Below are 23,679 nucleotides of genomic sequence, written 5' to 3' on the forward strand. Positions count from 1 at the left end.
GTTGGTGTAGCAACTATTGTTCAGGAAAATGTACGGACTACCTTTGTACATTTTCCTGAATCTTAGAAAGAATTCTTCTTACTTCACTTAACTCTTCATCTGTGATCCCTTCACATACTAGCTTGTTAAGGTCTTCTGTAATAGGAATGACTCTATGACCTAGCTCTCTCCCTTTATTAGTAAGGAACAAGTGTAAAGAGCGCCGATCCTTTTCACATGGCTCTCTTTTAATAAACCCCTTCTTTTCCAAATTAGAAACCATTCTTGCAATATTGGTTTTATCTTTTAAAAGCTTTTCAGCTATTTCATTTTGAGTCATTCCATCTTTTTCCCAAAGAAGCATCATAATAAGATTTTGTTCCGGTGCCAGATTGAAAGGTGCTAATTTACTTTTTACACAATTTGTAACGGTTAAATCTGTTTGATGAATGAAAATGCTTATATAATCATTTAGAGATAAATTCATGGAGATCCCCCTATATTCGGCTGATCGAATTATATGTAATTGACTGAAAATTGTCAATGTATTCTACGAAATAAATTAATTGAATCTAGTCCTATTTTACTATGTAAATTTAGTTAGATATAAAGCAGTTTTTCAGAAGAACAGTAAATAGTTGAGTATAACTATACGAAAACATATACTAGTGTTAAAAAAATATAGTGTGGAGGGATGTCATTTGAATATTAAAATTGATGATTTAACCGGACCTGAAGTGGCTCAATTAGTTGGGGAACATCTACACGGTATGTCCCAACATTCCCCGCCAGAAAGTATCCATGCCTTGAATCTTGATGAATTAAGAAAACCGGAAATTACTTTTTGGAGTGTTTGGGAAAAAGATGAACTACTTGGCTGTGGAGCGCTTAAGGAGCTTGGTCGTCAACATGGAGAAATAAAATCAATGCGAACGTCTTCCTTACATTTAAGGAAGGGTGTTGCTAGGAGACTGCTCGAACACATCATTGGAGAAGCAGAACGGCGAGGCTATCAGCGTCTTAGTTTGGAAACGGGTTCAATGGAGGCTTTTGAACCGGCTCAAAAATTATATGCTAGTTTTGGATTTCACTATTGTAAGCCGTTTTCAGATTATATTGAAGATATAAATAGTGTATTTATGACGAAGGAATTATAGTTTTTTAGATGTTGATCCTTTTTCGGCATTGTTAAAACGGATTGATATAATTTATCGAAAAAATGAAAAGGATAGCTGTTAAATGATCATATCTATTTGTGGAATTGAAGGTTCTTTTGCAGAAATGGCTGCACAAAAAGCATTTAGCGAAGATATAAAAATAGTGTACTGTACTAGTTTTGAAGATGCTTTAAACTCTGTTAAAGAGAAACGATCTGATTGTGCGGCAGTACCTGTAAAGACATCAAACTCTGGTGATGTAACAGAGGTGATGAAACTATTGAAATCAGGGGATTGGAATGTGAAATCAACCTATAAGCTCCATACCCATCATTGCTTATTGGCCTTAAAAGGTGAGCAAATAAAAACAGTCAATACCGTCTGTTCACATCCAAAGGCCCTTCAGGAATGCAGTATGTTTCTTCGTAACATGAATGTATCATTAGAAGAATATTTTAATACAGCAGCAGGTGCGAGATATATTGCTGAAAATAAGCAGAAACATACAGCAGCAATTGCTTCAAAAAGGGCAGCACAGTTATATGGATTAGAAATATTAGCAGAAAATATAGAAAATGATAATGACTATACGATTTTTTATATAGTAGGCTATTAATTAAAAGAACGGTTTGGGTCAACAGGAGAAAGTCTATACATAGAACCAACGTTTTGTTTGTGATTATGGTTATAATATTCACGTTGGTGAAAATTTCTATGCCAATTTTGATTGTGTCTTTTTAGATGTTTGTGAAATTCGCATGGGTGATAACTGTTTTATCGCACCAGATGTACATATCTTTACAGCAACTCACCCAAGTAACAGAGGAAAGAATATCGGGTGCAGAGTACGGAAAACCAATACATATTCGTCATAATGTCTGGATTGGCGGTAGAACGGTCATAAATCCAGGAGTTAACATAGGGAATAATGTTGTGATTGCTTCTGGTTGCAGTCGTAACAAAGGATGTACCAGATGATGATGTGGTCGGTGGGAATTCTGGAAAATATTGAAACAAATTGGAGAATAGAAATTTCATCATGACAAAAGACAGCTTAATAAGAGCAGTCGTTTCTTAACTTTTATTGCTTATTTAAATAAAGTGGATAGAAGTGTTACCTATATTCATAGGTTAGGAGAATTGTATCTTTGGAATTTTTTATGATTATATTTGTATTTTTACTTTTTATTTGTATTAGCTCAGTCTTAAATATACTTCTTAAAATGACAGAAAAGAGACATTGGGGAATATCTTTATTATTAAGTATAGGTTTAACGTTATTGACAGTTGCTCTATTAGGAGTTAAGTGAAAAAGAAGAACCAATTTATTTTGGATCGCCAGTTATACTTCAGTATGTCATGTTTTTTTAAAGTTAGATGTAGCTAACCTAAAATTCTATACAGCATAAAGATCTGAGGTGTGTGTAAATGATTTTAGATGTAAGAGGCGAGCCTGAAATGGAACCTGTTGTAGGAATGCTTTACTCAATGGTGAAGGGGAATTATAATCGGTTAAAATCGATTGTTGCTGGTATGACACAGGATGAATTAGATTATAAAGGTCCTAATCAAAAATACAACAGTACTGCACAATTACTAAGGCATTTAGCTTACGTGGATCTCAACTGGGTGTTTCGAATAAAGGGGGAGGATATGCCCTTAGAACTTGAAGCGAAATACGGTCCAATGTTAAATGAAAACAACCAAATACCGCAAATTAATGGTATTTCTCTAGAGATTCTTATTAATGATTATGATGAAATTATAGACATGATTAAATATTTATGCTACGAGTTAACAGATAAACAATTAAATCAAACAGTTGATTATGAAAATGGAAAAGAAGCTACTATCAGATGGGGGATCTGGCATATAGCAGACCATAATAGGTATCATCAAGCACATGTTAACCAACTTCGAAAATGGTTTAGCCAAAGATAAGAATGTTCTTCATCAATAAAAATAAAAGGTTAATTCCTTTCTAAGATAAGCAAGTTTCAAGTGACTTGTATGAAAAGGTATTTAAATACTAGTTTACTACTCTACTGCGTTCACTTATAATAACAATACTTTAATCTGTGACAGAGGTGAATAAACATGCTTTGGATTCCATTATTTGAAAATGATGTACCTGTAGCCCTTCTCCGCCCATAATGGAGGTAAGGTGACTACTTCTCTCCGTTAGGGCATTTATATTGACCTAGACTTAAATACGGAGGGTGCAAAAATGAAAAACACTTTGTTAGGTTCGATCTATTTGGCTTTAGCCGCCAGTATTTGGGGTGGTATGTACGTTGTTGTTAAGGTTGTCGTATCAGTTATACCGCCATTAGAACTTGTTTGGATGCGATATTTAGTAGCTATTATCGCTTTGCTCATTATTGGCTTGGTAAAAAAACAGTCATGGCGGATTCATAGACGTGATATCTTATTGATTAGCATTATTGGGATAGTTGGTAATACGATTTCGATTGTAACTCAAGAAATAGGTACGAACCTGTCTACGGCACAAATGGGAGCAATCATTACTTCTTCAACACCGGCATTTATGGTTCTTTTTGCGAGGCTATTGCTTAACGAACGGTTGAACCTTAAAAAGTGCCTATCTGTTGGTTTAGCTACATCTGGAGTATTCCTTATTGTTGGAAACGGTCAAATTGACATGTCCAACCAACTAGGTGGAATTTCGCTGCTTATTGCAGCATTAACATGGGCACTGATGTCTGTACTTTTAAAACGTGTTCCAAGTCATTATTCTCCAATTGTTGTGACAACTTACTCAATTTTAGTTGCCATCATTATTCTGACTCCTTTTGTATTGGGACGTTTAGATGAAATTAATTTCTCTCAACTAACTCATCCGTCAATTTGGGGTGGAATTTTATATTTGGGAATCGTTTCAACTGCCTGTGCATTTATCCTTTGGAATCGTGGATTACAATTGCTGAATGCTTCAAGTGGAGGTTTATTTTTCTTTTTTCAACCTTTAGTTGGAACAATACTTGGATGGCTTTTGTTAGGAGAAAACATAGGTGGAACGTTTTGGATAGGTTCAATCTTAATTCTTAGTGGAGTTTTGCTGGTTATTAGGGAAGAAAAGTAGAAGAATCAAGAATGAAAGCCTTTGGAATCTATAAGTCCAAAGGTTCTTTTCTATCTTATTATGGTGAAAGGAGAGTTTATCGTGTCAGAAACAATTGTACCTATGACAATTGATAAATTGGAACCATGTATCGAACTCTATATAAACGTTTTTAATTGTGAGCCGTGGAATGAAACCTGGACATATCAAACTACTAAGGAAAGACTTACTGATTTACTGCATACACCAAAATTCCTTGGGTTTTTATTATACGAAAATGACCATTTAATTGGTCTCATTGCAGGTAATAGTAAAAAAACATCTAAAGGATTAACTTTTTATTTGGCTGAACTTTGTATAAATAATATAATTCAAGGTAAAGGATATGGTAAAAAATTGCTTCTTTGTTTAGAGGGTGAACTAAAGAAAAGAGATATACATAGTCTTTACTTATTAACTGCAAATAGAGGACCTGCGCAAGCGTTTTATGAAAAAAATAACTATGTAATGAATGAGAATCGGATAGTTATGAAGAAAAGCTTTGAATGACACCTTTTTATTTAATAGGATGCTATGATCCAAATGGATTAACATATTTTTTTGTTGAAGTAATGAAATAGGAATAGAAGCTATATAAGTGATGAAAAGTCAGTAACTTATAGAGAGAAAGAGGTTTATAAAAGACATCCGTTTCTTCGATTCAAATAGCATATGGAGATCACTCATCACAATTTAGAGAATTGCGTATTCCGGAGTTTACTGGAAGTGTCTCGTAGTGATTACTATTCATTGAGATTTTTGGCAAGCGAAATATGGACTCGAAGAAAATGATTCAATTGTTAATGACTTAACTCGTCGTGGTTATGCAGCATGGAATATTGAATATCGAAGGATCGGAGGGTCGAAGAAGATGGAAGAGGCTGGACAGGTACATTTCATGATGTGATAGATGCTGTAAATCATCTGTCAAATTTAGATGATCGTTTCCAGCTTGACCTTTCTCGATTGGTTATTCTTAGGCATTCAGCAGGAGGACACCTGGCTCTTTGGTTAGCATCACGAATGAACAAAGTTCACACTGACGATTTGGGTAAATCTCTAGTAGTTCCTATACAGAGTGTCATTAGCCTGGTAGGGGTTGAACGAATTCGGGAGCTTTCTTATAGAAGTGACACTTATCTTTATTATCTCCGTTCAGGTTAGTTAATTAACCAACACCCCCCAATGAGATATTAGCTTACTCTAAGAGGGGTGTTACTTTTTAGGATGGTATAAAAACATAATGCACATCCTCAATACTTTTTTAGTCTTTATTAAACCATAGCGGGTCTTTGTCATCGACATCACCATTATAGTTGATTAGAATTTCTTCTCCTGCTTTTATATTTTTATAAGCATAGTAATCAAATGTGTGATTATCAAAATTAATATCATACGTTGCATTAGGTTCATACGAATGGTTAAACAGCATTCCATAACCAAGAAGAATCGCTGTATGGTTTATCCCATACTCAAAAACGTAATCACCGAGTAATGTTTTCTCAATGTGTTTATGTTGGTCGTTAGGATAAGGAATAACAGGTGCTTTATGTATAAGTTCCCCTTTTGCTATATCGCATGTTGCGAATACCCCTCTATTGAATTCTCCATCACTTAGTGGAGAGGTTTTTACCTCAATCATCTTAGTCACCTTCTCATCTTTTATGATTTATTTTTAGCTTTTGATTGATAATAAAGGTATAATCTCTATCGATATAAATCCTTCATCAATTTCGTGTAGCTTTTAAACGAACAGGTTAATAATAAACTCAAAGCATTCTTTTGTAAATGTTATAGAGAAGTAATATATTCTTTCTTTTATTATTTGAAAGAAGCGGAGTATTTAACCTGATATTTTTCTTAGTATGCGACCTAATTGTTTAGGTAGCTACTGTGAAGGGGAAAAAGTTGTCGTTACTGGTGCTGCTTCAGTTATTGGGGAAAGCAAAGCATTCATTAGTTGAACAAGGGTAATAAAGTTTATGCTTTGAAGGGTGAATTTGAATTTAATACAAATATTTAACAATCTTTAAGGATTGCTTCATACTACGGTAAGCAGTTCATTAGTGAATTGCTTACTTTTTTTAATTACAAAATACGAACAAAAGTAACGTAATCTATGAAGTTACTTCAAAAATGATTAAGATATGGTTATAGAAGGAAAGTGCCGGGTATGTGAATAATGCAAACGCTTTCTGGATCATCTAACTTTCATGAAAGTTTAAAGATTCACTTAACATGAATTTAGCAGTAACTAAAAGTAAAGGTGCTATGACAAGGATTAATACGAAAATTTTTCCGACTAAATTGGCAACGCTTACTTATATAGTAGAGCTAATTTGATGATGTTGATGTGAACCATTTATTTATATAACTGCCCAACTATTTTAGTAGAAAGGAAGAAAAGAGATGTTCTTAAAAGAATTAAGCAAAAAAAGCTGCATTACGATCACTTATTATCAAAACGGATTGCTGCAAACATGCAAGGGACATGTGTATAATCTTGATTTACAGCTACAAACCCTTTTTGTGAAAAATGACCAGAAAAAGTCATGTACAATTAGGTTAGCTGATATTAAGGAAATTCATTAAGATCGTTCTAGTATGAAATTAGCATTAAAGGTGGAAATTTAACAAAAAGATTCACTTTTACAAATCATAACTCATTTCACCAAATCTACTATCATTTGGGCCGAAATGAGTTATGATATTAGGTAGTTATTCAAGGATTATAAACCAAAACTATTAGTAACGGGAAGAGGTGTACTGCACGGTTTTACGAGTACACTTTTTGTTCGTATGCAATCTGTTTGAGGATGATTTATTACATAAGCAAAATAGCGTTTTAGAACTTTTGAGGTGAAAAGAAAAGATGAAAAAGGGAAAATGGAGTTTACAGGCGACCATTACCATTTTTGTGTGTGCAGTTGTAGCTCTTTCACTGTTAATAACCGATTTACTAATTAGTCAAACCGTTGCTGAGAGCATTGAAGACACCCAGTCTGAAAAAGCAGGAAATACAGCGCGAATGATGGCGCATTCACCAGTTGTAATCGAAGGGTTGAGCGGGAAGGGAGACGATAGAGATATTCAAAATTTTGCCAATGAGATCCAATCGGTCACAAATGTCGAATTTGTTGTTGTGATGGATATGGAGGGAATCCGTAAATCCCACCCCGATCCGAATAAGGTAGGAAAGCGTTTTGTTGGGGGAGATGAAGAAGTGGTTTTAAAAGGAAAAGAGCATGTTTCTATTTCAGAAGGTACATTAGGCGTTTCTTTACGCTCCTTCACACCAGTATTCGATTCAGACGGAAAGCAGATCGGAGCAGTAGCGGTGGGGATTTCACTAGATAAGGTCAATGAGGCTGTTAAGAGAAGCCGCGGGGATATTTATATCGGAACACTTTTGGGCATTTTAACAGGAATTGTCGGAGCAGTCGTTTTAGCACGATATATTAAGAAAATTTTATTTGGTCTTGAACCGTTTGCGATTTCAAAACTGCTCGAGGAACGAAGTGCCATGTTACAATCAGTACGCGAAGGAATTATTGCTGTCGATCAGGATGCAAAGATAACGCTTGTTAATAAGACAGCTTTAGGGCTTTTGCAGAAAGCAGGCTTAGACGAAAATCCAGTCGGAAAAAAGATTGATGCCTATATGGTCACTTCAAAATTAAGTAGAGTATTAGAAACAGGCCAAGTCCAGTTGGATGAAGAACAAAACTTAAATGGCGTTATGTTGCTGGCCAATCGTGTTCCAGTGCTTGTTGACAACAAAATTGTCGGCGCTGTAGCAACTTTTCGAGATAAAACGGAAATTAGTCAACTAGCTGAACAGTTAACTGGTGTTCGGTTATATGCCGAAGCGCTCAGGGCACAGTCACATGAATTTATGAACAAGCTTCATGTTATTCTTGGTATGGTGCATATGCGTTATTATGATAAGCTGGCTGCTTATATTAGTGAAATCTCCGACAACAGTAAAAACGAAATCGGTTTTATTGCGAGAAAAATCAAAGACCCTGTACTAGCTGGTTTTTTAATTGGTAAGCTAAGTTTTGCAAGGGAAGCTGGTGCGAAACTTATGTTTTCATCAGAGTTTCAATTACCTGAACCAGAGGATACAAGTGTTACTCATGAGTTAATAACGATTATTGGAAATCTCATTGATAATGCACTCGAAGCAGTTCAAAAGAGCCCGATCAAACAAATTGAAGTAGAGTTTGACTTCGGAGATGAGATCTTGACAGTCGAGGTAAAGGATACAGGTATAGGAATGGACAAGCAGATACAAAATCATATCCTTCAAAAAGGATTTTCTACAAAGGGAGAGAACAGGGGATATGGACTCTATTTAGTCAATGAGAGCCTGCAAAAACTAGGTGGAGATCTTGATATTTCTTCAAAAATAGGCCAAGGAACAACATTTGTTGTTTACATTCCATATAAGAGTAAAGGTGATACAAAATGATTCGTGTGATGATTGTTGAAGATGATCCAATGGTTGCTGAATTTAATAAGCGTTATTTGGAACAGATCGGGGGCTTTGAGCTAGCGACTGTCTGTTTTACAGTGGAGCAGGCAATGGATGAATTAGAAAATCAGAGCGTCGATTTATTACTATTGGATATTTTTATGCCAGGAAAACATGGACTTGATTTGCTTTCATATATTCGGGAGAGTGAAAAAAAGGTTGACGTTATCGTAATCTCAGCTGCTTCTGATATTGAAAGAATTCAAAAGGCATTAAGGCTAGGGGCGGTCGATTATTTAATTAAGCCTTTTGAGTTTGAACGTTTTAGTACGGCATTAGCCGCTTATCAGGAAAAGACAGCTTTTATACAAAATCAGCATGTTCTCAATCAAGAGGATTTGGATCAACAGATTTTGCGTAAGGAAGAAAAACGTCTCCCTGAAGAATTGCCTAAAGGACTGACGATCGATACATTAAAGATCATATGGACTGTGATCTTAGACATCAAAACAGCCCCGTTTTCTACAGAAGACATCGTAAGTCGGACAGGTATTTCAAGGGTATCGGTTCGGAAATACTTGAAATTCCTAAAAGATATCGGTGTTCTTGACGTAAAAGTCATCTATGGAACGATCGGCAGGCCGGTTTACCAACATGAATTTAATGAAACGAAAAGCAATGTGATTAAACAATATTTGTAAGCAGCCAACTTGGCTGCTTACTTTTTTTAATTACAAAAACACTTTCATAAGTTACAAAATCTATGTAAGTGTCTACAAAACTACTAATATAAGAGTACAAGTAATAGGAGGTTGTATAATATGGAACCAGTGAAAAAGTTGGAAACGCTTCCCTATGTGGGGGTAACGGAAGAGAAAAAAAGCTTTTTATCTAAGTTCAATCAACTGAAAGTAGGGGTCATACCTTTACCACTTTATTTAGTACTAGCAGCGGTTATTTATGCTGCATCAGTCTATAATCAGCTGCCGCCAGACATGATCGGAGGATTTGCGGTAATCATGGTGATGGGTATTTTACTTGGGGACCTTGGCATGAAAATCCCTATTTTAAAAGACATTGGAGGACCTGCTATTTTAGCCCTGTTAGTCCCATCTATGCTCGTATTTTTTAATTTGATAAACCCCGCTGCAATGGAAGCGGTGACAACATTAATGAAAACGTCTAACTTTCTTTATTTGTACATTGCGTGTTTAGTTGCTGGAAGTATTCTTGGAATGAACCGCAGTGTATTAATCCAAGGATTTTCAAGAATGTTCATTCCGCTTATTCTCGGTACTCTTGCCTCTGTTGTCGCAGGTGTCTCAGTAGGAGCCCTTTTTGGATATGACATGAAGCACACATTCTTTTATATCGTTGTTCCGATTATTGGCGGAGGTATTGGTGAAGGGATTTTACCGTTATCACTAGCATACTCTCAAATTTTAGGTGAGTCTGCAGAATCATTCGTATCACAAATGATACCAGCAGCAGTTATCGGAAATATCGTTGCGATCATTTGTGCAGGATTAATGAAAAACTTAGGTGAAAGAAAACCGGCCCTTACAGGAAACGGTGTATTAGTCAAAACAAAAGGCGGAGACGGAATAAAAGAAGAAACAAGTATCAAAAAGCCGATCGACTTTTCTCTAATGGGAGCTGGATTACTGATTGCCTGCAGTTTCTTCATTTTCGGTGCACTTGCCCATAAATTTCTAGGAATTCCAGGACCAGTCCTAATGATTGTGGCTGCCACTTTGGTTAAGTGCCTTCAACTAATGCCTGCGAAAATGGAGCAGGGAGCTTATCATATGTATAAATTTGTGTCTACAAGCTTAACATGGCCGCTCATGGTCGGTTTAGGAATCCTTTATATTCCTTTAGAAGATGTAGTAAAAATCGTCACGCCAGCTTATGTAGTGATTTGTACGGCTGTCGTAGTCGCAATGGTAGGTACAGGTTATATTGTCGGAAAATTCATGAAAATGTACCCGGTAGATGCCGCGATTGTAACAGGCTGCCACAGCGGGTTAGGCGGTACAGGAGATGTCGCGATTTTGTCCGCTTCCAACCGTATGTCATTAATGCCATTTGCCCAAGTAGCGACAAGACTCGGGGGTGCTTCTACGGTTATTTTAGCAACAATCTTAATGAAGTTATTAAGTTAAAAACATAGATGAAAAACAGCAGCTAAGAGCAGTTTTGAACATTGAAAAAAGGAGAGACATACTATGTCAACATTACGTGAAGAAGCAATAAAAATGCACAAGGAAAATCAGGGGAAATTAGGTGTTCATTCAAAAGTTCCTGTCCGCGATGCAAAAGATTTAAGTCTTGCATATTCCCCTGGTGTAGCGGAACCATGCTTGGACATTTATCACGATGAAAGCAAAGCGTATGAGTATACGATGAAGGGGAATTTGGTTGCGGTTGTCTCAGACGGAACAGCTGTACTTGGTCTTGGCAATATCGGACCGAAAGCGGCTATGCCTGTCATGGAAGGGAAAGCGTTGTTATTCAAAGCATTTGCTGATGTGGATGCGTTCCCTATTTGTCTAGATACAACGGACCCGGATAAAATAGTAGAAACGGTCAAATTGTTAGAGCCGACGTTTGGTGGAGTGAACTTAGAAGACATTGCCGCACCACAATGCTTTGACATTGAAGATCGCTTACGTAAAGCTTGTAACATCCCGATTTTCCACGATGACCAGCATGGCACAGCGATTGTAACGGCTGCGGGGTTACTCAACGCTTTAAAATTAGCAAACAAAAGCATTGCAGATATCCGTGTTGTCGTAAACGGAGCGGGGTCTGCAGGAGTGGCGATTGTGAAGCTCCTTCTTCATATGGGTGTAAAAGATATCATTTTATGTGATACGAAAGGCATCATTCATGAAGGTCGCTTAGAAGGAATGAATCCATTTAAAGAGGAAATGGCCCTTATAACCAATAGAGACCAAAAACATGGCCGTTTAGAAGATGCACTTATCGGAGCTGATGTTTTTGTAGGAGTATCAGTCGCAGGTGCTGTCACAAAAGAAATGGTTCGTTCGATGAATCAAGATCCAATCATTTTCGCGATGGCCAATCCGGTCCCAGAAATAATGCCAGATGAAGCAAAAGAAGCGGGGGCACTTGTCATAGGAACCGGGCGTTCAGATTTTCCGAACCAAGTTAATAACGTTCTGGCATTTCCTGGTATTTTCCGTGGAGCTTTAGATGTTCAAGCAAAAGAAATTAATGAAGAAATGAAACTGGCAGCTGTTCATGCGATCGCAGGACTAATTTCAGAGGAAGACCTACATGCCGATTATGTCATTCCAGATCCATTTGACCGCAGAGTTGCTGCATATGTAGCAGCAACTGTTGCGTACGCTGCAATGGAAACAGACGTTGCGCAAAAAAATGTAAATGTAGAAGATATCAAACAACGTCTATTAACCCTAGCAGTAGAACAACAACAAGCTGTTTTTGTATAAATTTTGACAACGACCTGGTGGTGTTTGAATTCTAATAAAAGACCGTTAAGAAATTCCTTCTTAACGGTCTTTTATTATTTGTAAATTGAAGTCATACCGCTTTCTAATTACTAAATTATGATACTATGTCTTCTTTAAATATTATCATTGTAATCATAGCGAAAACCGTCTTTTTGGGCAGTTTCACTTTCTTTTATCTGTGAATTATTCGCTTTATTTTGTACAAGCTGTTCCTTACTATTTATTTTATTATTTTGTTGTCTTTTGTTTGACTTCACCAGGTTAGCCTCCAATACTAATTTTCACCATCTATTATCCCTGGAATATCTTCTTATTATTCAGACTTGGACGAACGGAGCGGGTTATTGTAGATAAAGCGATCAATATTGGGACAATAAGAGGGGAAATTACCAGAGGGATTGTAAGAAGTGTTACATGGAACAATTTATTTTAGGAATATTATTATCACTATATTTGTTTTTTGTCCTTTACATGCAAAAGTAATCACGATACCAAGTAGTATGGTTTTGGAACTAATTGATTAAATCTAACAAATGCAAAGGGAACAGCATTGTTCTAACGGAAAAAAGTTAGCTTATTTGTCCGTTAGAAACAAATGAAAAAAGAAGGCTATTTTCGTAAAGATTGTTGTTTTTAAAACGAAAACTATTTAAGGTTGATTGGAGCAGCTTGCGAGACTCCTGCGGGAGCAGCGGGACAGGTGAGACCCCGCAGGCGTTTAAGTCGAGGATGCTCACCGCCCGCCCGCGGTCATCGTGCATCTCTCGCTGTAATCAACCAAACCACATTACTTGGTAAATAGCATCAAAGTATGCGAAAACAGCCAAAAAGAAAAATCCGTTCAATTTTCTGAACGGAGAAAGTCAAATTTGATGCGATAGTTAATGTAATTAAATTCCTGTTTTAATACCAAAGCCTACTAAAATTAAGCCAGTTGATTTTTGGAAGGCCCTTTGGAATTTTGAGTTCTTCAACCATTTTTTTGCATAATCTATTAGATAAACAAGGAGAAGAAACCAACCTACAGCGAGTAAAGTAAGAATGAATGCTAATACAATCAATTGCTGATTGACATTTTCGTTCAAATTAATAAATTGAGGCATGATTGTTATATAAACCAAAACAGTCTTTGGATTTAGAGTGTTACTAAGAAAAGCTTGCATAAAGGAATCTTTATTATGCCTATTTGAAATAGATGTAGGTGTGTTAGCATGAGCATGAATTTCCTCTAATGAAAACACGCTTTTAGTAAAAAAGCTTTTTATACCTAAATAAATTAAGTATGCGGCTCCCAAGTATTTGATTGTACTGAAAAGAATAACAGACTTTGCAATGACAACGGATAAGCCAAGAATCGCAATAAGTGTCCAAAAAGAAAGTCCCGTTGCCATCCCGAGAACCGTATAACGACCAGCCTTTGTACCATAGCTAAGTGTGTTTTTGATAAGCAGCATAGTATCTGCTCCTGGTATTATAACCATCATTGCAGCGATTGATATGTATGTTAGTAGACTATCCATACGATTTCTCCCTTCAAATACAATTTTGGCAGCCCTAATCATTCAAATAGAATATCTCGATTAATAGTGACTACCTTAGTAACTACCTAGATGATTTTACCAAAATCACTTGAAAAAAATCAATAGAAATTGCTAAAATATTCGTTACAAAGGTAGCGACTAAATGTGGTGTTGGAGGATTTATGAAAGAAAACATTTTAGGAACATTAAAAAATCTTAATTTTACCGAATATGAAGCGAAAGCATATCTTGCATTATTGGAAGAATCGCCATTAACAGGCTATGCAGCCGCAAAAAATTCCGGTGTACCACGTTCAAAAATATATGAAGTTTTGGATAGTCTCGCCATGCGCGGAGATATTTTGGTTAGTCCAGGAAACACACCACAATATACTCCTGTTCCTGCAAAGGAACTCATTAAAAATCGCCGAAAAAAAGCAGAAGAGAATTTTGAACAGGCAGAACATCTTTTTGAGAATTTCGAACGTTCTTCAAATGACCGTGAAAATATCTGGAATATTACAGGGCGCAGTGAAATACTCGAAAAGGTGAAAGCTTGTATTTGCTCTGCAAAAAAAAGAATTCTCTTAGAAATTTGGAAAGAGGATTTCAGTGAATTGGAATTTGAACTAAGAAATGCAGCAAATAGAGGTGTCATTGTCACGATTATTGCTTATGGGGAAATTGTCTCTGATTGTGCTAATGTTTACCTCCATGATATGAGTCGTGAAATTACAGAAGAATATGAGGGCCGATGGCTTGTATTTAGTGGAGATGATTCAGAAGTAGTAGCAGGGATTGTCTCGTTGGGGAAAGATAGTCGCGCAGCATGGACAATGCATATAGGGTTAGTCATGCCTATTACAGAGGTCATGATTCATGATTTGTATCTGTTGGAAATTATGGAGAAACATAGAGATATTTTGGAAGAAAGTTTTGGGGAAAACCTCATCCATTTACGTCACAAATTTTCTATTCATCCGGATTTTAAAAAACATTACGTGAAATAGACTTGATGATTCTTCTGTTTCATACAACTTTAGAAAAGCATTACTTCATCGCGAGTAATGCTTTTCTTGTTCATGTTAGTTAGATGTCTTAAGTACATCTGCGCGAAATATTGGAGGGACTTTGAGTTAACAGATATATATACTGTCCCCTTTACGTGAAAGCACCAATCCTACTCGTGTACTTATTCAAGGTCATCTTTAAAACTCATCATTGTAATCATAACGAAACCATTCTTTTTGGACAGATGCACAATAAATGTTTCTCGTTAAATACAAGGCAGATAACATTAACAAAAAATGTTAATATACAAGTAAGTACAATTGAAGTTAATACGTTAATTAGAAGGAGGCGTTTAAATGAATAAAGTTTCCTTCATGGTTATATCAATCATCATGTTATTAACTGCTTGCCAAACAGCAAATTCCGATGCAATAACTTTGGAAGAAGTGTTAGCATCTTTTGAAAAACAGCAATTGTCACTAAAAGAAAGCAAAGCTAGTGATCAAAGCATTTTGGGAAAGAAGCTTAATAGTGTCAAACCCTCCTCTTATGAATTGACTGGGAAGAAGTTATTTATATATATCTATGATTCAACGAAGGAAAGGGAAAAGGCTCTGGAAGAGTTTCTTACGAAAACCGCAGCTGCAAACCTCGTTTCCTATCATTATTATGAAGTTAAAAATGTATCAATCTTCTATGTGCATGAACTCGACCGAAGGTTGAAAGTCGAAGCTGATGATGAAATTCAAGGAGTTTTACGTGATTTAAATAAAAAGTAGTTTTGCATGATCTATTATGTGAGGTGTTATTTTATGATATTAGTCAGTTCCTGTTTAGCTGGGTTAGAAGTAAGGTATAACGGTACACATAGCTTAGATAATAAAATAAGTAAATTAGTTAGAGAGAATAAAGCCGTTACGATCTGTCCTGAATTGCTAGGTGGTTTTTCAACACCAAGGGAGCCTGCTGAAATAATAGGTGGTGACGGTGATGATGTACTGGATGGAAAGGCTAAAGTGGTGGAAAAGTCTGGTAATGATGTAACAGAACTTTACATAAAGGGAGCATATGCTGCATTAGAAAAAGCTGAAAAACTAAATGCAACAATAGTTGTTCTTAAGGAAAATAGCCCATCATGCGGCAGTTCAATGATTTACAATGGTGAGTTTAAGGAGAAGAAAATAGCTGGAAATGGAGTTACTTCTGCTTTATTTAGAAGGCATGGATTGCAAGTGCTATCAGAGGAAGAATTTAAGTGAATTATTTATTTATTAGTCAAGCGAAGCCGCATTTCTGAAATAATAGAAACGCTTTTAAAATTTTCTATAGTTTTAGTGCCATTTTTAGTTTCCTTGTGATGAAAGCGCTGAATTTATCAGCGCTTTTTTAGGTGCAACAAACTTTTAAAAGAATGATCTCACCAATATCTTATTGTCAGCCAGGTTTCTTGAATTCTTAACACAATTTTGAGCACAATGAAATAGCAAACTCAACTAATTTTCTAAAGCAAGTATTATATAACTTTAAGCTGTTTTTTAAAAGTATTCTGTCATTTTTTGTGAATTATTACTGGAAGATCTCACGAACATGCCTTTATTAAATCATATAGATTAGAAGTGAACCAGAGAATTAGAATGATAGGAATTGAGTGAGTTAAGACCAGTAATGATATAAAATATATAGAATTTTTTGTGTTATTATTGCATCAATAATGTAAAAATGCATCACAAAACAATGTATAGAAAAGATTTTATAGTATTTTCTAGGGGGGAAGAGCTGGCACGGATCTTGCAATACTGATAATATCAACAATAAATTTTAAATGTGAGGGATGAAAATGAGCAAGGGGAAAGTAGTTGGGTTTATTCATAGTGGCATAACCGTTAAAAGTTTAGAAAATGCACTTGATTTTTATGTAAACATATTAGGTTTTGAGCTATTATCAACCCAAGTTGCTAAGAGCGACTATATTTTTGATATTGTAGAGATTCCTGGATTACAAGAGATTAAAATAGCTTTTGTTCAAATTCCTGGCGGTCATGTAATTGAAATACTAGAATATGTAGGCATTGATACATATTCAGGAAGTGCACGATCTTGTGATTATGGAACAGGGCATATCTGTTTAAGGGTTGAAAATTTAGATGCTATGTTTGAAGAATTAACAGCGAAAGGAATTAAATTTAAATCTAAAAAAGTAGCCAATATTACAGCTGGTGCAAATAAAGGATCAAAGGCTGTTTATATGCTTGATCCTGATGGCTATATTATTGAATTAATGGAAAAAAGTAAAACAAAAATTTAAAACAATAATGTAAGCGAATACAAAGAAAGGCGTGAAAAAATGGAAGATTTACATGGTAAAAGGGCAATTGTAACTGGTGCAGCACAAGGATTAGGTTTAGCAATGGCTCAAGGACTTTGTGAATATGGTATAAAGGTTTGTATTTTAGATATTTCTCCAAATTTGCAACAAGTAGTAGAAGATTTAAGAAAAAAAGATTTTCAAGTTGTAGGTCTACATGCCGATTTATCTGATCAAGCGCAGATCAATTATGTGTTTAAAAAAGCTGTTGATTTGTTAGACGGTGATTTAGATATTTTGGTTAATAATGCCGGAATCCATAAACCAATGCCAGCTGTTGATTTGCCAGTTGAGGATTTTCAGAGAATATTAGGTGTAAATGTAACAGCTGTCTTCCAGTTATGTAGACTTGCAGCTCAGGAAATGAAAAAAAGAGGAAAAGGAAAAATTATCAATATTGCATCAGTCCTTGCTACACAAGGGGGATTTAATGCATCTGCTTATTCCACTAGCAAAGGGGCTGTTGCACAATTAACGAAATCCTTATCAAACGAATGGGCAAGAGATGGGATTAATGTAAATGCAATAGCTCCAGGTTATTACAATACAGAACTAAATCGTTTCATTATTGAAGATAAAGAAAGATTTGCATCATTGGTAAGTCGTATCCCTGCTGGCCGTTTTGGTAATCCAGAAGAACTTGCAGGAACGGTGCAATTCCTTGCTTCGAATAAATCAGATTATATTAATGGAGTTATGATTCCAGTTGATGGCGGTTTTCTAGGTAGATAAAGGAGGGAGTTTGCGTGAGAAAATTAAAATTAGTTTTCGCAGCGTTAATGGCAACTGTATTGATTCTTTCAGGATGTAGTGCTGGGCAGCAAGCTGGAACAGTCGGTGCTGACGGTGAAAAAGTTGTGATAAGAATGGCAAATTTGGTATCAGCTGACAACTTTTTAAATATTGGCTATGAAAAGTTCAAAGAAGTTGCTGAGAAAGAAAGTAACGGACAAATTGAAGTTCAAATTTATAGCAATGGAACATTGACAGCTTCTGAGGATATGGAATATGAAATGCTCCAGACTGGTGTATTAGACGTTGTAACCAATGCTGCTTTCGTTGTGGCAAGTAATTCACAGGGACCTTCTTATAATATTTTTGACGTACCGTTCCTATTTTCTAGTGAAGAAGACATGTATAAATTAACAGATGGTGAATATGGACGAATATTAAAAAGCGATCTTGAAGAAAATTCAAATGCCTATTATTTAGGGGCTTTTAGTATCGGTACATTTGCTATCGCTAATAACAAAAAAGAGGTAAGAGAACCATCTGATTTAGAAGGCTTAAAAATTAGAAGTACAACAACACCACTTCAATCAGGGACTATTTCTGCAATGGGCGCAAATCCTACACCAATATCATACGGAGAAATCTTTACTTCTCTGCAACAAGGTACGATTGATGGTGTCCAAACAACAACACCATTAATTTATGGTGATAAGTTTTATGAAGCAGCGAATCATCTAACACTTACAAAACATTTTCCATTACCTCATATCTTGATGGTGAATAAAGATTTTTATGATGGCTTAACGGATGATTTAAAAGCGGTAGTAGATAAAGCAGCCGAGGAACAAATCAAATATGCCAGAAAATTAGCGGTTGAAGCCGAGAAGGATGCATTAAAAGGTATGAAGGAAGCGGGAGTTAAAATCGTTGAGTTAACACCAGAAGAATTAGAATTATACAAACAAGCTGTTCAGCCGGCTATTGATAAGAATATTGATAAAGTAGGCAAAGAAAACTATGAAATGGCTCAAAAAATACTAGGAAAACAGTAATCTATTACCAAGCATAACTCAAAATAAGAATTTGAGGTGAGAGAAATGAATGAAGAAAAAGTAGATTTAAGGTTAGAAGGATTATTCTGCGTTTTATTACTGGCTATTATGACCGTCCTTATGTTCACAGAAGTTGTGGCAAGGTATGTTTTCGGATCATCATTTATTTGGATTGAAGAATTAACAAGGTATTTATTTATTTGGCTTACGTTTGTTAGTGCTGCTTATGTAACTGCTACAAAATCTCATATAACAGTTGATGTTGCCTTATCAATCTTTCCTAAAAAGGTTCGACCAATCATCCAAAAGATCGGGCTGCTCATTTGGCTGGCATTCTCCATTGTGATTACTTACGTTGGGTTTGAGTATTCTTTCACAATGCTTGAGGTTGGCGGAAATTCCCCAACATTAGGAATTGCAAAAGGCTTTATTTACTTAGGTATTCCGCTAGGATATTTATGCATGACCTTAAGGTTAATAGTGCAAGTGTTTAAAGAAATTTCAACTCGTGAAGCCGCGTCAACAAAATAGGTAATAAAAGATGGAAAGGGGAGTTTGCATGGGTACAATAACATTAATGCTATTTGGTATATTAATTGTTTTGATTTTCTTTAATGTTCCAATAGCCATCGCATTGGCTGCAGCAAGTCTTTTAGTTGTATTAATTGAAGGAACGGTTCCATTAACGTTATTTATACAGACGTCATTTAGCTCGATGGATTCATTTCCTTTAATAGCAATTCCGTTTTTCATTCTAGCTGGTGATATTATGAGCAGGGGAGGCATGGCTAGAAGATTAGTTGACTTTATTCAAAGTTTTATCGGTTCTTTAACAGGAAGCTTAGGGATTATTGCAATTATTGCCAGTTTTATTTTTGCGGCAATTTCAGGATCGGGTGCAGCAACAGTAGCAAGTATTGGTGCGATTATTATTCCTTATATGTTAAAGAGCGGCTATTCTCCTGGTTATGCAGCATCGATATCAGCGAGTGCAGGGGCATTAGGGCCAATCGTTCCGCCAAGTATCGTCTTTATTCTTTATGCAGTCATGGCAAATGCATCCATTAGTGATTTATTTATTGCAGGGATTGTTCCGGGTATTTTAGTTGCGGTTGCGTTAATCATCGTCAACTATATTATTTGTAAAAAAGAAGGGTTTGGCGTTTTAGACAAAACGACCGTTTTAGAAACAGCCACATCAGTAGCTGAAACCGAAAAGGTAGGCTTTTGGAGATCGTTAAATGAAGCAAAATGGGCGCTGTTAGCTCCTGTTTTAATACTCGGCGGGATATATGGCGGAATTGTAACGCCAACTGAAGCAGCAGTTGTTGCCGTCGTATATAGTTTAATCATTTGTACTTTCTTCTATAAGGAAATTAATTTAAAAAGCATACTAGAAATCTTTTTGACATCAGCTCGTACATCAGGTTCTGTCTTAATCTTTGTCAGTGCAGCATCATTTTTCGGGCAAGTATTATCAATTGAGAGAATTCCGCAATTTTTGGCTGATACGATCGCGAGCTGGACAACAAATCCTTTTATTATCTTACTATTAATTAATATTTTCTTATTAATTGTCGGTATGTTTATGGAAACAGTAGCGGCAGTATTAATATTCGTCCCATTATTACTTCCGATTGTTATTCCTTTAGGTATTGATCCGATTCACTTCGGAATGATCATTTGCTTGAATTTAAGTTTAGGATTAATTACGCCGCCTCTAGGAATCAATTTATTTATTGGTAGTAATATAGCAGGTATCCAGTTTGAAAAGACTTTTAAATATGTAGGAATCATATTTGTCGCCTTGCTAGTTGTGTTATTAATCATTACTTACGTTCCTTCGATTACATTATTTCTTCCAAATTTAATCGGAGGATGATGAAAAAACGAGTATCGCCGCTAAAATGGCGATACTCGTTTTTATTTTTCAATTTGATACTTTTGCATTTTTCTTACGAGTGTTGACTGGTCAACTTTTAGTGCTGTTGCCGCTCTCCTGATACTTGGAAAATTTTTAACTGTATCTCTAATAATTTTTGCTTCATAGGATTCGATACGATCTTTTAATGGGCCTAAATCATTAACAGAATCCTCAACTTGTGAGGTAGTTACGTTCAATTTTAGATCATCATGAAACTGTAATTCTTTTTGCAAATCATTGAGATCTATTTCGGGATTGAGACTCATTAACGCAATTCGCTCGACGATATTTTGTAATTCACGAACGTTGCCTGGCCAATCATAATTAGTAAAGGCATTTAACGCATCATTTGTAAACTTTCGGTTAATGCCATATTTTTGATTAATGCGATTTAAGAAATGATAGATTAGTGGAATAACGTCATCTTTTCTTTCTTTCAAAGGAGGAATCTTGATTGGAATAATATTTAAGCGATAATATAAATCCTCCCTAAATTTCCCATCTGCGATCATTTCTGATAAATCACGATGTGTTGCAGCGATAATTCGAATATCAACAGGAATCGCTTTTGTACCTCCAACTCGAGTGATTTCATGCTCTTGTAAGACACGTAACAATTTCACCTGTAGTTGAAGCGGCATTTCACCGATTTCATCTAAAAAGATGGTGCCGTGATGTGCTGCTTCAAATAAGCCTGCTTTTCCTTTTTGATTTGCTCCTGTAAAGGACCCAGATTCATAGCCGAATAACTCTGATTCTAATAATGATTCCGGTATAGCACCACAATTAATTTTTATTAAAGGATGATCCTTTCTAAAGCTGCGGCGATGGATTAATTCGACGATTTTCTCCTTACCAACCCCTGAAGCACCTTGAATGAGGACGCCAGAATCGATTTGGGCTACTCTTAATGCCCGGTCTAAAACATCCTTCATGACATCTGAATTGGCAATGATGGAGAGCTTTGGATCATTTTGTTCTTTTAGTAGCTCTAATTCCTGATGAATTTGTTGATTTTGCTTTTCTAATTGCTGAATTTCAGACTCAAGCGTTTTTAAATGAGTCAAATCTCGGACATTATTAACGATTTTGATAATATCGCCATTTTTATTGCGAATTGGAGCAGCCGAAACGAGGACAGTAGCCCCTGTATTAATTTTTTGAAGAATCGTGACTTCTCTATTTTCTTTTAAAGCCTTTAAAGAAGCGGAAGCATCAATGACCCCTTCATCTTCAAGCTCTTTTAGACTGCGGCCGATACAATCCTTTGCAGATAAACCTGAAATTTTCTCATAAGAAGGGTTTTGATGGATGATCATCCCATCTCTATCAGAAATAACGATACCGTCAAAGGAGGAATTAATGACTTCATTTAATTCATTTCTTAAGTTTTGTAAGGATTCTTTTTCTTTTTTTAATCTAACTAATTCATGTAATGGGTTAATTAAAACAACAATTTTTTGATTATATGGAAAAGTCGTTACTTCCGCTGGATATGTTACTAGGCTGAAAGATTTAGCACCTTTTAAGGTTGACTCAATAATACTTTCAAAATAATAGTTATATTTTTGGGCAATAGAATTCGAAAACAAGATATCACCTTGTTTATTTAAAATGAAGACTCCAATGATGTTTATTTTCGATAGCAGGTTCTCCATATCTCTACCTCCTTGCATCACTATTAAAAATGATGAATTTTTGCATCATGCTTTCTCAAGTATACATCATATTTTGATAGAAAAGTAGAAATTATCAGTTAAGTAAGCGTTTTATAAGTTGGCACGGAACTTGCAATATAAAAGATAGATAGAACAATTTTTGTTATTTAACCCTTTAGGAGGTAAATTATGTCTAACTTAATAAAAATCAAAAATTCTTCTTTTTCACCTGAAAAATTAAAAACGATGTTATATGACATGATGGTTATTAGAAGTTTTGAGGAAACATTGAAGAAGCTCTATCAACAAGGGAAAATCCACGGAACGATGCATTTATGTATTGGGCAGGAAGCAACAGCCGTTGGGGCATGTGTGCCATTAACAAAGGAAGATAAAATTACAAGCACCCACCGAGGACATGGCCATAGTATTGCAAAAGGAACAGATGTTAAGAAAATGATGGCTGAATTACTTGGGAAAGAAACAGGTTACTGTAAAGGCAAAGGTGGATCGATGCATATTGCCGACTTAGATATAGGGAATCTTGGTGCAAATGGGATTGTCGCCGCTGGTTTACCTTTAGGAACAGGTGCTGCCTTAACATCAAAAATGAAAGACTTAGGATATGTCGTTTTATGTTTCTTCGGAGACGGAGCTTCGAATGAGGGCGCTTTCCATGAATCACTTAATCTAGCATCCGTTTGGAAGCTACCGGTTATTTTCTTCTGCGAAAATAATTTGTATGGTATGTCAGGTTGGATCAAAGAAATGACGAATATTGAAAATATCGCAGATCGCGGTGCTGCATACGGCATTCAAAGTGAAACAATTAATGGCAATGAAATTTTAAAGGTTGTAGAAGCAACAGAAAGAGCAGTAGAAAGAGCGAGAAACGGCGAAGGTCCTTCTTTAATCGAGGCACATACGTACAGATGGGAAGGACACTCACGTAGTGATGCGAGAAAATATCGAACAAGAGATGAAGAAAAAGAATGGAAGAAACAAAGAGATCCAATTGCCTTATTTAAAGAACAGTTGATCGAAGAGAACATCATCACAGAAGAAGAATTTATCGAATTAGGTAATAGAGTTCAAGCAGAAATGGATGAAGCGGTTGAATTTGCTGAGAGCAGCAAAGCACCAGATTTGGAAACATTAACAACAGATATTTACGCTTAAGGGA

Annotated in this window: 25 protein-coding genes and 1 pseudogene; 21 read left to right on the forward strand and 5 right to left on the reverse strand. The window is 35.9% G+C overall.

Going from position 1 to position 23,679, the window contains the following annotated elements:
- Nucleotides 1-37: 37 nt before the first annotated feature.
- Complete coding sequence (locus GMB29_RS07450) at nt 38-466, reverse strand: MarR family winged helix-turn-helix transcriptional regulator (RefSeq protein ID WP_136357641.1); 429 nt, start codon at nt 464-466, stop codon at nt 38-40.
- Between the two features lie 214 nt (nt 467-680).
- Here GMB29_RS07450 and GMB29_RS07455 point away from each other — a divergent pair, with 214 nt between their 5' ends.
- The 7 genes and pseudogenes from GMB29_RS07455 (at nt 681) to GMB29_RS27970 (ending at nt 5,421) form a co-directional block, all read left to right on the forward strand.
- The gene (locus GMB29_RS07455) at nt 681-1,136 is read left to right on the forward strand and encodes a GNAT family N-acetyltransferase (RefSeq protein ID WP_136357643.1); all 456 of its coding nucleotides are present in this window, start codon (nt 681-683) and stop codon (nt 1,134-1,136) included.
- Nucleotides 1,137-1,218: 82 nt separating this feature from the next.
- Nucleotides 1,219-1,752 carry a prephenate dehydratase domain-containing protein gene (locus tag GMB29_RS07460; RefSeq protein ID WP_136357645.1) on the forward strand — a complete coding sequence of 178 codons (534 nt, stop codon included), beginning with the start codon at nt 1,219-1,221 and terminating at the stop codon, nt 1,750-1,752.
- Nucleotides 1,753-2,148: pseudogene (locus GMB29_RS07465) on the forward strand (sugar O-acetyltransferase); the annotation flags it as partial.
- Nucleotides 2,149-2,564: 416 nt separating this feature from the next.
- Nucleotides 2,565-3,077, forward strand: a complete 513-nt coding sequence (locus tag GMB29_RS07470) for a DinB family protein (RefSeq protein WP_196305233.1) — start codon at nt 2,565-2,567, stop codon at nt 3,075-3,077.
- Nucleotides 3,078-3,363: 286 nt separating this feature from the next.
- Nucleotides 3,364-4,239 carry a DMT family transporter gene (locus GMB29_RS07475; protein ID WP_136357647.1) on the forward strand — a complete coding sequence of 292 codons (876 nt, stop codon included), beginning with the start codon at nt 3,364-3,366 and terminating at the stop codon, nt 4,237-4,239.
- Nucleotides 4,240-4,320: 81 nt separating this feature from the next.
- Nucleotides 4,321-4,767, forward strand: coding sequence for a GNAT family N-acetyltransferase (locus tag GMB29_RS07480; protein WP_136357649.1), 447 nt, complete (start codon nt 4,321-4,323; stop codon nt 4,765-4,767).
- 393 nt (nt 4,768-5,160) lie between these two features.
- Nucleotides 5,161-5,421 (forward strand): hypothetical protein, encoded by a 261-nt coding sequence (locus GMB29_RS27970; RefSeq protein ID WP_168733949.1) that lies wholly within the window; start codon nt 5,161-5,163, stop codon nt 5,419-5,421.
- A gap of 100 nt (nt 5,422-5,521) precedes the next feature.
- On the opposite strand, the gene GMB29_RS07490 is transcribed toward GMB29_RS27970, so the two are convergent.
- Entirely contained in the window at nt 5,522-5,899 is a 378-nt protein-coding gene (locus GMB29_RS07490) for an SET domain-containing protein (protein ID WP_136357651.1), read from the reverse strand.
- A gap of 767 nt (nt 5,900-6,666) precedes the next feature.
- Here GMB29_RS07490 and GMB29_RS07495 point away from each other — a divergent pair.
- The 5 genes from GMB29_RS07495 (at nt 6,667) to GMB29_RS07515 (ending at nt 12,213) form a co-directional block, all read left to right on the forward strand.
- Nucleotides 6,667-6,849, forward strand: a complete 183-nt coding sequence (locus GMB29_RS07495) for a YolD-like family protein (RefSeq protein ID WP_136357653.1) — start codon at nt 6,667-6,669, stop codon at nt 6,847-6,849.
- Between the two features lie 280 nt (nt 6,850-7,129).
- The gene (gene dcuS, locus GMB29_RS07500; RefSeq protein WP_136357655.1) at nt 7,130-8,731 is read left to right on the forward strand and encodes a DcuS/MalK family sensor histidine kinase; all 1,602 of its coding nucleotides are present in this window, start codon (nt 7,130-7,132) and stop codon (nt 8,729-8,731) included.
- Nucleotides 8,728-9,435 (forward strand): response regulator, encoded by a 708-nt coding sequence (locus tag GMB29_RS07505; RefSeq protein ID WP_136357657.1) that lies wholly within the window; start codon nt 8,728-8,730, stop codon nt 9,433-9,435. Before dcuS ends, GMB29_RS07505 begins: the two co-directional genes overlap by 4 nt.
- A gap of 120 nt (nt 9,436-9,555) precedes the next feature.
- Nucleotides 9,556-10,899, forward strand: a complete 1,344-nt coding sequence (locus GMB29_RS07510) for a 2-hydroxycarboxylate transporter family protein (protein ID WP_136357659.1) — start codon at nt 9,556-9,558, stop codon at nt 10,897-10,899.
- Nucleotides 10,900-10,962: 63 nt separating this feature from the next.
- Complete coding sequence (locus tag GMB29_RS07515) at nt 10,963-12,213, forward strand: NADP-dependent malic enzyme (RefSeq protein WP_136357661.1); 1,251 nt, start codon at nt 10,963-10,965, stop codon at nt 12,211-12,213.
- A gap of 134 nt (nt 12,214-12,347) precedes the next feature.
- On the opposite strand, the gene GMB29_RS07520 is transcribed toward GMB29_RS07515, so the two are convergent.
- Together GMB29_RS07520 and GMB29_RS07525 are read right to left on the reverse strand one after the other, a co-directional pair.
- Nucleotides 12,348-12,491 (reverse strand): hypothetical protein, encoded by a 144-nt coding sequence (locus GMB29_RS07520; RefSeq protein WP_155443850.1) that lies wholly within the window; start codon nt 12,489-12,491, stop codon nt 12,348-12,350.
- Between the two features lie 633 nt (nt 12,492-13,124).
- Nucleotides 13,125-13,754 carry a homoserine/threonine efflux transporter gene (locus tag GMB29_RS07525; protein WP_136357663.1) on the reverse strand — a complete coding sequence of 210 codons (630 nt, stop codon included), beginning with the start codon at nt 13,752-13,754 and terminating at the stop codon, nt 13,125-13,127.
- A 182-nt stretch (nt 13,755-13,936) separates the two neighbouring features.
- Here GMB29_RS07525 and GMB29_RS07530 point away from each other — a divergent pair, with 182 nt between their 5' ends.
- From GMB29_RS07530 to GMB29_RS07565, 8 genes are all read left to right on the forward strand, one after another.
- Nucleotides 13,937-14,764, forward strand: coding sequence for a TrmB family transcriptional regulator (locus tag GMB29_RS07530; protein ID WP_136357665.1), 828 nt, complete (start codon nt 13,937-13,939; stop codon nt 14,762-14,764).
- A 357-nt stretch (nt 14,765-15,121) separates the two neighbouring features.
- On the forward strand, nt 15,122-15,544 hold the full coding sequence (locus GMB29_RS07535; RefSeq protein ID WP_136357667.1) for a hypothetical protein: 423 nt from the start codon (nt 15,122-15,124) through the stop codon (nt 15,542-15,544).
- Nucleotides 15,545-15,577: 33 nt separating this feature from the next.
- The gene (locus GMB29_RS07540) at nt 15,578-16,024 is read left to right on the forward strand and encodes a 2-thiouracil desulfurase family protein (RefSeq protein WP_136357669.1); all 447 of its coding nucleotides are present in this window, start codon (nt 15,578-15,580) and stop codon (nt 16,022-16,024) included.
- A 578-nt stretch (nt 16,025-16,602) separates the two neighbouring features.
- The gene (locus tag GMB29_RS07545; RefSeq protein WP_168733950.1) at nt 16,603-17,070 is read left to right on the forward strand and encodes a VOC family protein; all 468 of its coding nucleotides are present in this window, start codon (nt 16,603-16,605) and stop codon (nt 17,068-17,070) included.
- Nucleotides 17,071-17,109: 39 nt separating this feature from the next.
- On the forward strand, nt 17,110-17,862 hold the full coding sequence (locus GMB29_RS07550) for an SDR family NAD(P)-dependent oxidoreductase (RefSeq protein WP_136357673.1): 753 nt from the start codon (nt 17,110-17,112) through the stop codon (nt 17,860-17,862).
- Nucleotides 17,863-17,876: 14 nt separating this feature from the next.
- A complete protein-coding gene (locus GMB29_RS07555; protein ID WP_136357675.1) occupies nt 17,877-18,914 on the forward strand; it encodes a TRAP transporter substrate-binding protein in 1,038 nt (345 codons plus the stop codon).
- A gap of 45 nt (nt 18,915-18,959) precedes the next feature.
- Nucleotides 18,960-19,445, forward strand: coding sequence for a TRAP transporter small permease (locus GMB29_RS07560; RefSeq protein ID WP_136357677.1), 486 nt, complete (start codon nt 18,960-18,962; stop codon nt 19,443-19,445).
- Nucleotides 19,446-19,473: 28 nt separating this feature from the next.
- Nucleotides 19,474-20,796: a TRAP transporter large permease gene (locus GMB29_RS07565; RefSeq protein ID WP_136357679.1), complete on the forward strand. Its 1,323-nt coding sequence runs from the start codon at nt 19,474-19,476 to the stop codon at nt 20,794-20,796.
- Between the two features lie 41 nt (nt 20,797-20,837).
- Here the strand turns inward: GMB29_RS07565 and GMB29_RS07570 are convergent, their stop codons facing one another.
- Nucleotides 20,838-22,496, reverse strand: coding sequence for a sigma-54 interaction domain-containing protein (locus GMB29_RS07570; protein WP_136357681.1), 1,659 nt, complete (start codon nt 22,494-22,496; stop codon nt 20,838-20,840).
- A gap of 189 nt (nt 22,497-22,685) precedes the next feature.
- Here GMB29_RS07570 and GMB29_RS07575 point away from each other — a divergent pair, with 189 nt between their 5' ends.
- Nucleotides 22,686-23,675 carry a thiamine pyrophosphate-dependent dehydrogenase E1 component subunit alpha gene (locus GMB29_RS07575; RefSeq protein ID WP_136357683.1) on the forward strand — a complete coding sequence of 330 codons (990 nt, stop codon included), beginning with the start codon at nt 22,686-22,688 and terminating at the stop codon, nt 23,673-23,675.
- The last annotated feature ends 4 nt before the right edge of the window (nt 23,676-23,679 follow it).

The sequence above is a fragment of the Metabacillus sediminilitoris genome, from assembly GCF_009720625.1.
GTDB lineage: Bacteria > Bacillota > Bacilli > Bacillales > Bacillaceae > Metabacillus > Metabacillus sediminilitoris.

Excerpts from the sequence above, each read along its gene's own strand:
- GMB29_RS07505 (WP_136357657.1), top strand. The coding sequence starts at position 8,728 with ATGATTCGTGTGATGATTGTTGAAGATGATCCAATGGTTGCTGAATTT.
- GMB29_RS07470 (WP_196305233.1), top strand. The coding sequence starts at position 2,565 with ATGATTTTAGATGTAAGAGGCGAGCCTGAAATGGAACCTGTTGTAGGA.
- GMB29_RS07495 (WP_136357653.1), top strand. The coding sequence starts at position 6,667 with ATGTTCTTAAAAGAATTAAGCAAAAAAAGCTGCATTACGATCACTTAT.
- GMB29_RS07460 (WP_136357645.1), top strand. The coding sequence starts at position 1,219 with ATGATCATATCTATTTGTGGAATTGAAGGTTCTTTTGCAGAAATGGCT.
- GMB29_RS07515 (WP_136357661.1), top strand. The coding sequence starts at position 10,963 with ATGTCAACATTACGTGAAGAAGCAATAAAAATGCACAAGGAAAATCAG.
- GMB29_RS07475 (WP_136357647.1), top strand. The coding sequence starts at position 3,364 with ATGAAAAACACTTTGTTAGGTTCGATCTATTTGGCTTTAGCCGCCAGT.
- GMB29_RS07530 (WP_136357665.1), top strand. The coding sequence starts at position 13,937 with ATGAAAGAAAACATTTTAGGAACATTAAAAAATCTTAATTTTACCGAA.
- GMB29_RS07450 (WP_136357641.1), bottom strand. The coding sequence starts at position 466 with ATGAATTTATCTCTAAATGATTATATAAGCATTTTCATTCATCAAACA.
- GMB29_RS07510 (WP_136357659.1), top strand. The coding sequence starts at position 9,556 with ATGGAACCAGTGAAAAAGTTGGAAACGCTTCCCTATGTGGGGGTAACG.
- GMB29_RS07545 (WP_168733950.1), top strand. The coding sequence starts at position 16,603 with ATGAGCAAGGGGAAAGTAGTTGGGTTTATTCATAGTGGCATAACCGTT.
- dcuS (WP_136357655.1), top strand. The coding sequence starts at position 7,130 with ATGAAAAAGGGAAAATGGAGTTTACAGGCGACCATTACCATTTTTGTG.
- GMB29_RS07540 (WP_136357669.1), top strand. The coding sequence starts at position 15,578 with ATGATATTAGTCAGTTCCTGTTTAGCTGGGTTAGAAGTAAGGTATAAC.
- GMB29_RS07560 (WP_136357677.1), top strand. The coding sequence starts at position 18,960 with ATGAATGAAGAAAAAGTAGATTTAAGGTTAGAAGGATTATTCTGCGTT.
- GMB29_RS07490 (WP_136357651.1), bottom strand. The coding sequence starts at position 5,899 with ATGATTGAGGTAAAAACCTCTCCACTAAGTGATGGAGAATTCAATAGA.
- GMB29_RS07535 (WP_136357667.1), top strand. The coding sequence starts at position 15,122 with ATGAATAAAGTTTCCTTCATGGTTATATCAATCATCATGTTATTAACT.
- GMB29_RS07575 (WP_136357683.1), top strand. The coding sequence starts at position 22,686 with ATGTCTAACTTAATAAAAATCAAAAATTCTTCTTTTTCACCTGAAAAA.
- GMB29_RS07570 (WP_136357681.1), bottom strand. The coding sequence starts at position 22,496 with ATGGAGAACCTGCTATCGAAAATAAACATCATTGGAGTCTTCATTTTA.
- GMB29_RS07550 (WP_136357673.1), top strand. The coding sequence starts at position 17,110 with ATGGAAGATTTACATGGTAAAAGGGCAATTGTAACTGGTGCAGCACAA.
- GMB29_RS07525 (WP_136357663.1), bottom strand. The coding sequence starts at position 13,754 with ATGGATAGTCTACTAACATACATATCAATCGCTGCAATGATGGTTATA.
- GMB29_RS07565 (WP_136357679.1), top strand. The coding sequence starts at position 19,474 with ATGGGTACAATAACATTAATGCTATTTGGTATATTAATTGTTTTGATT.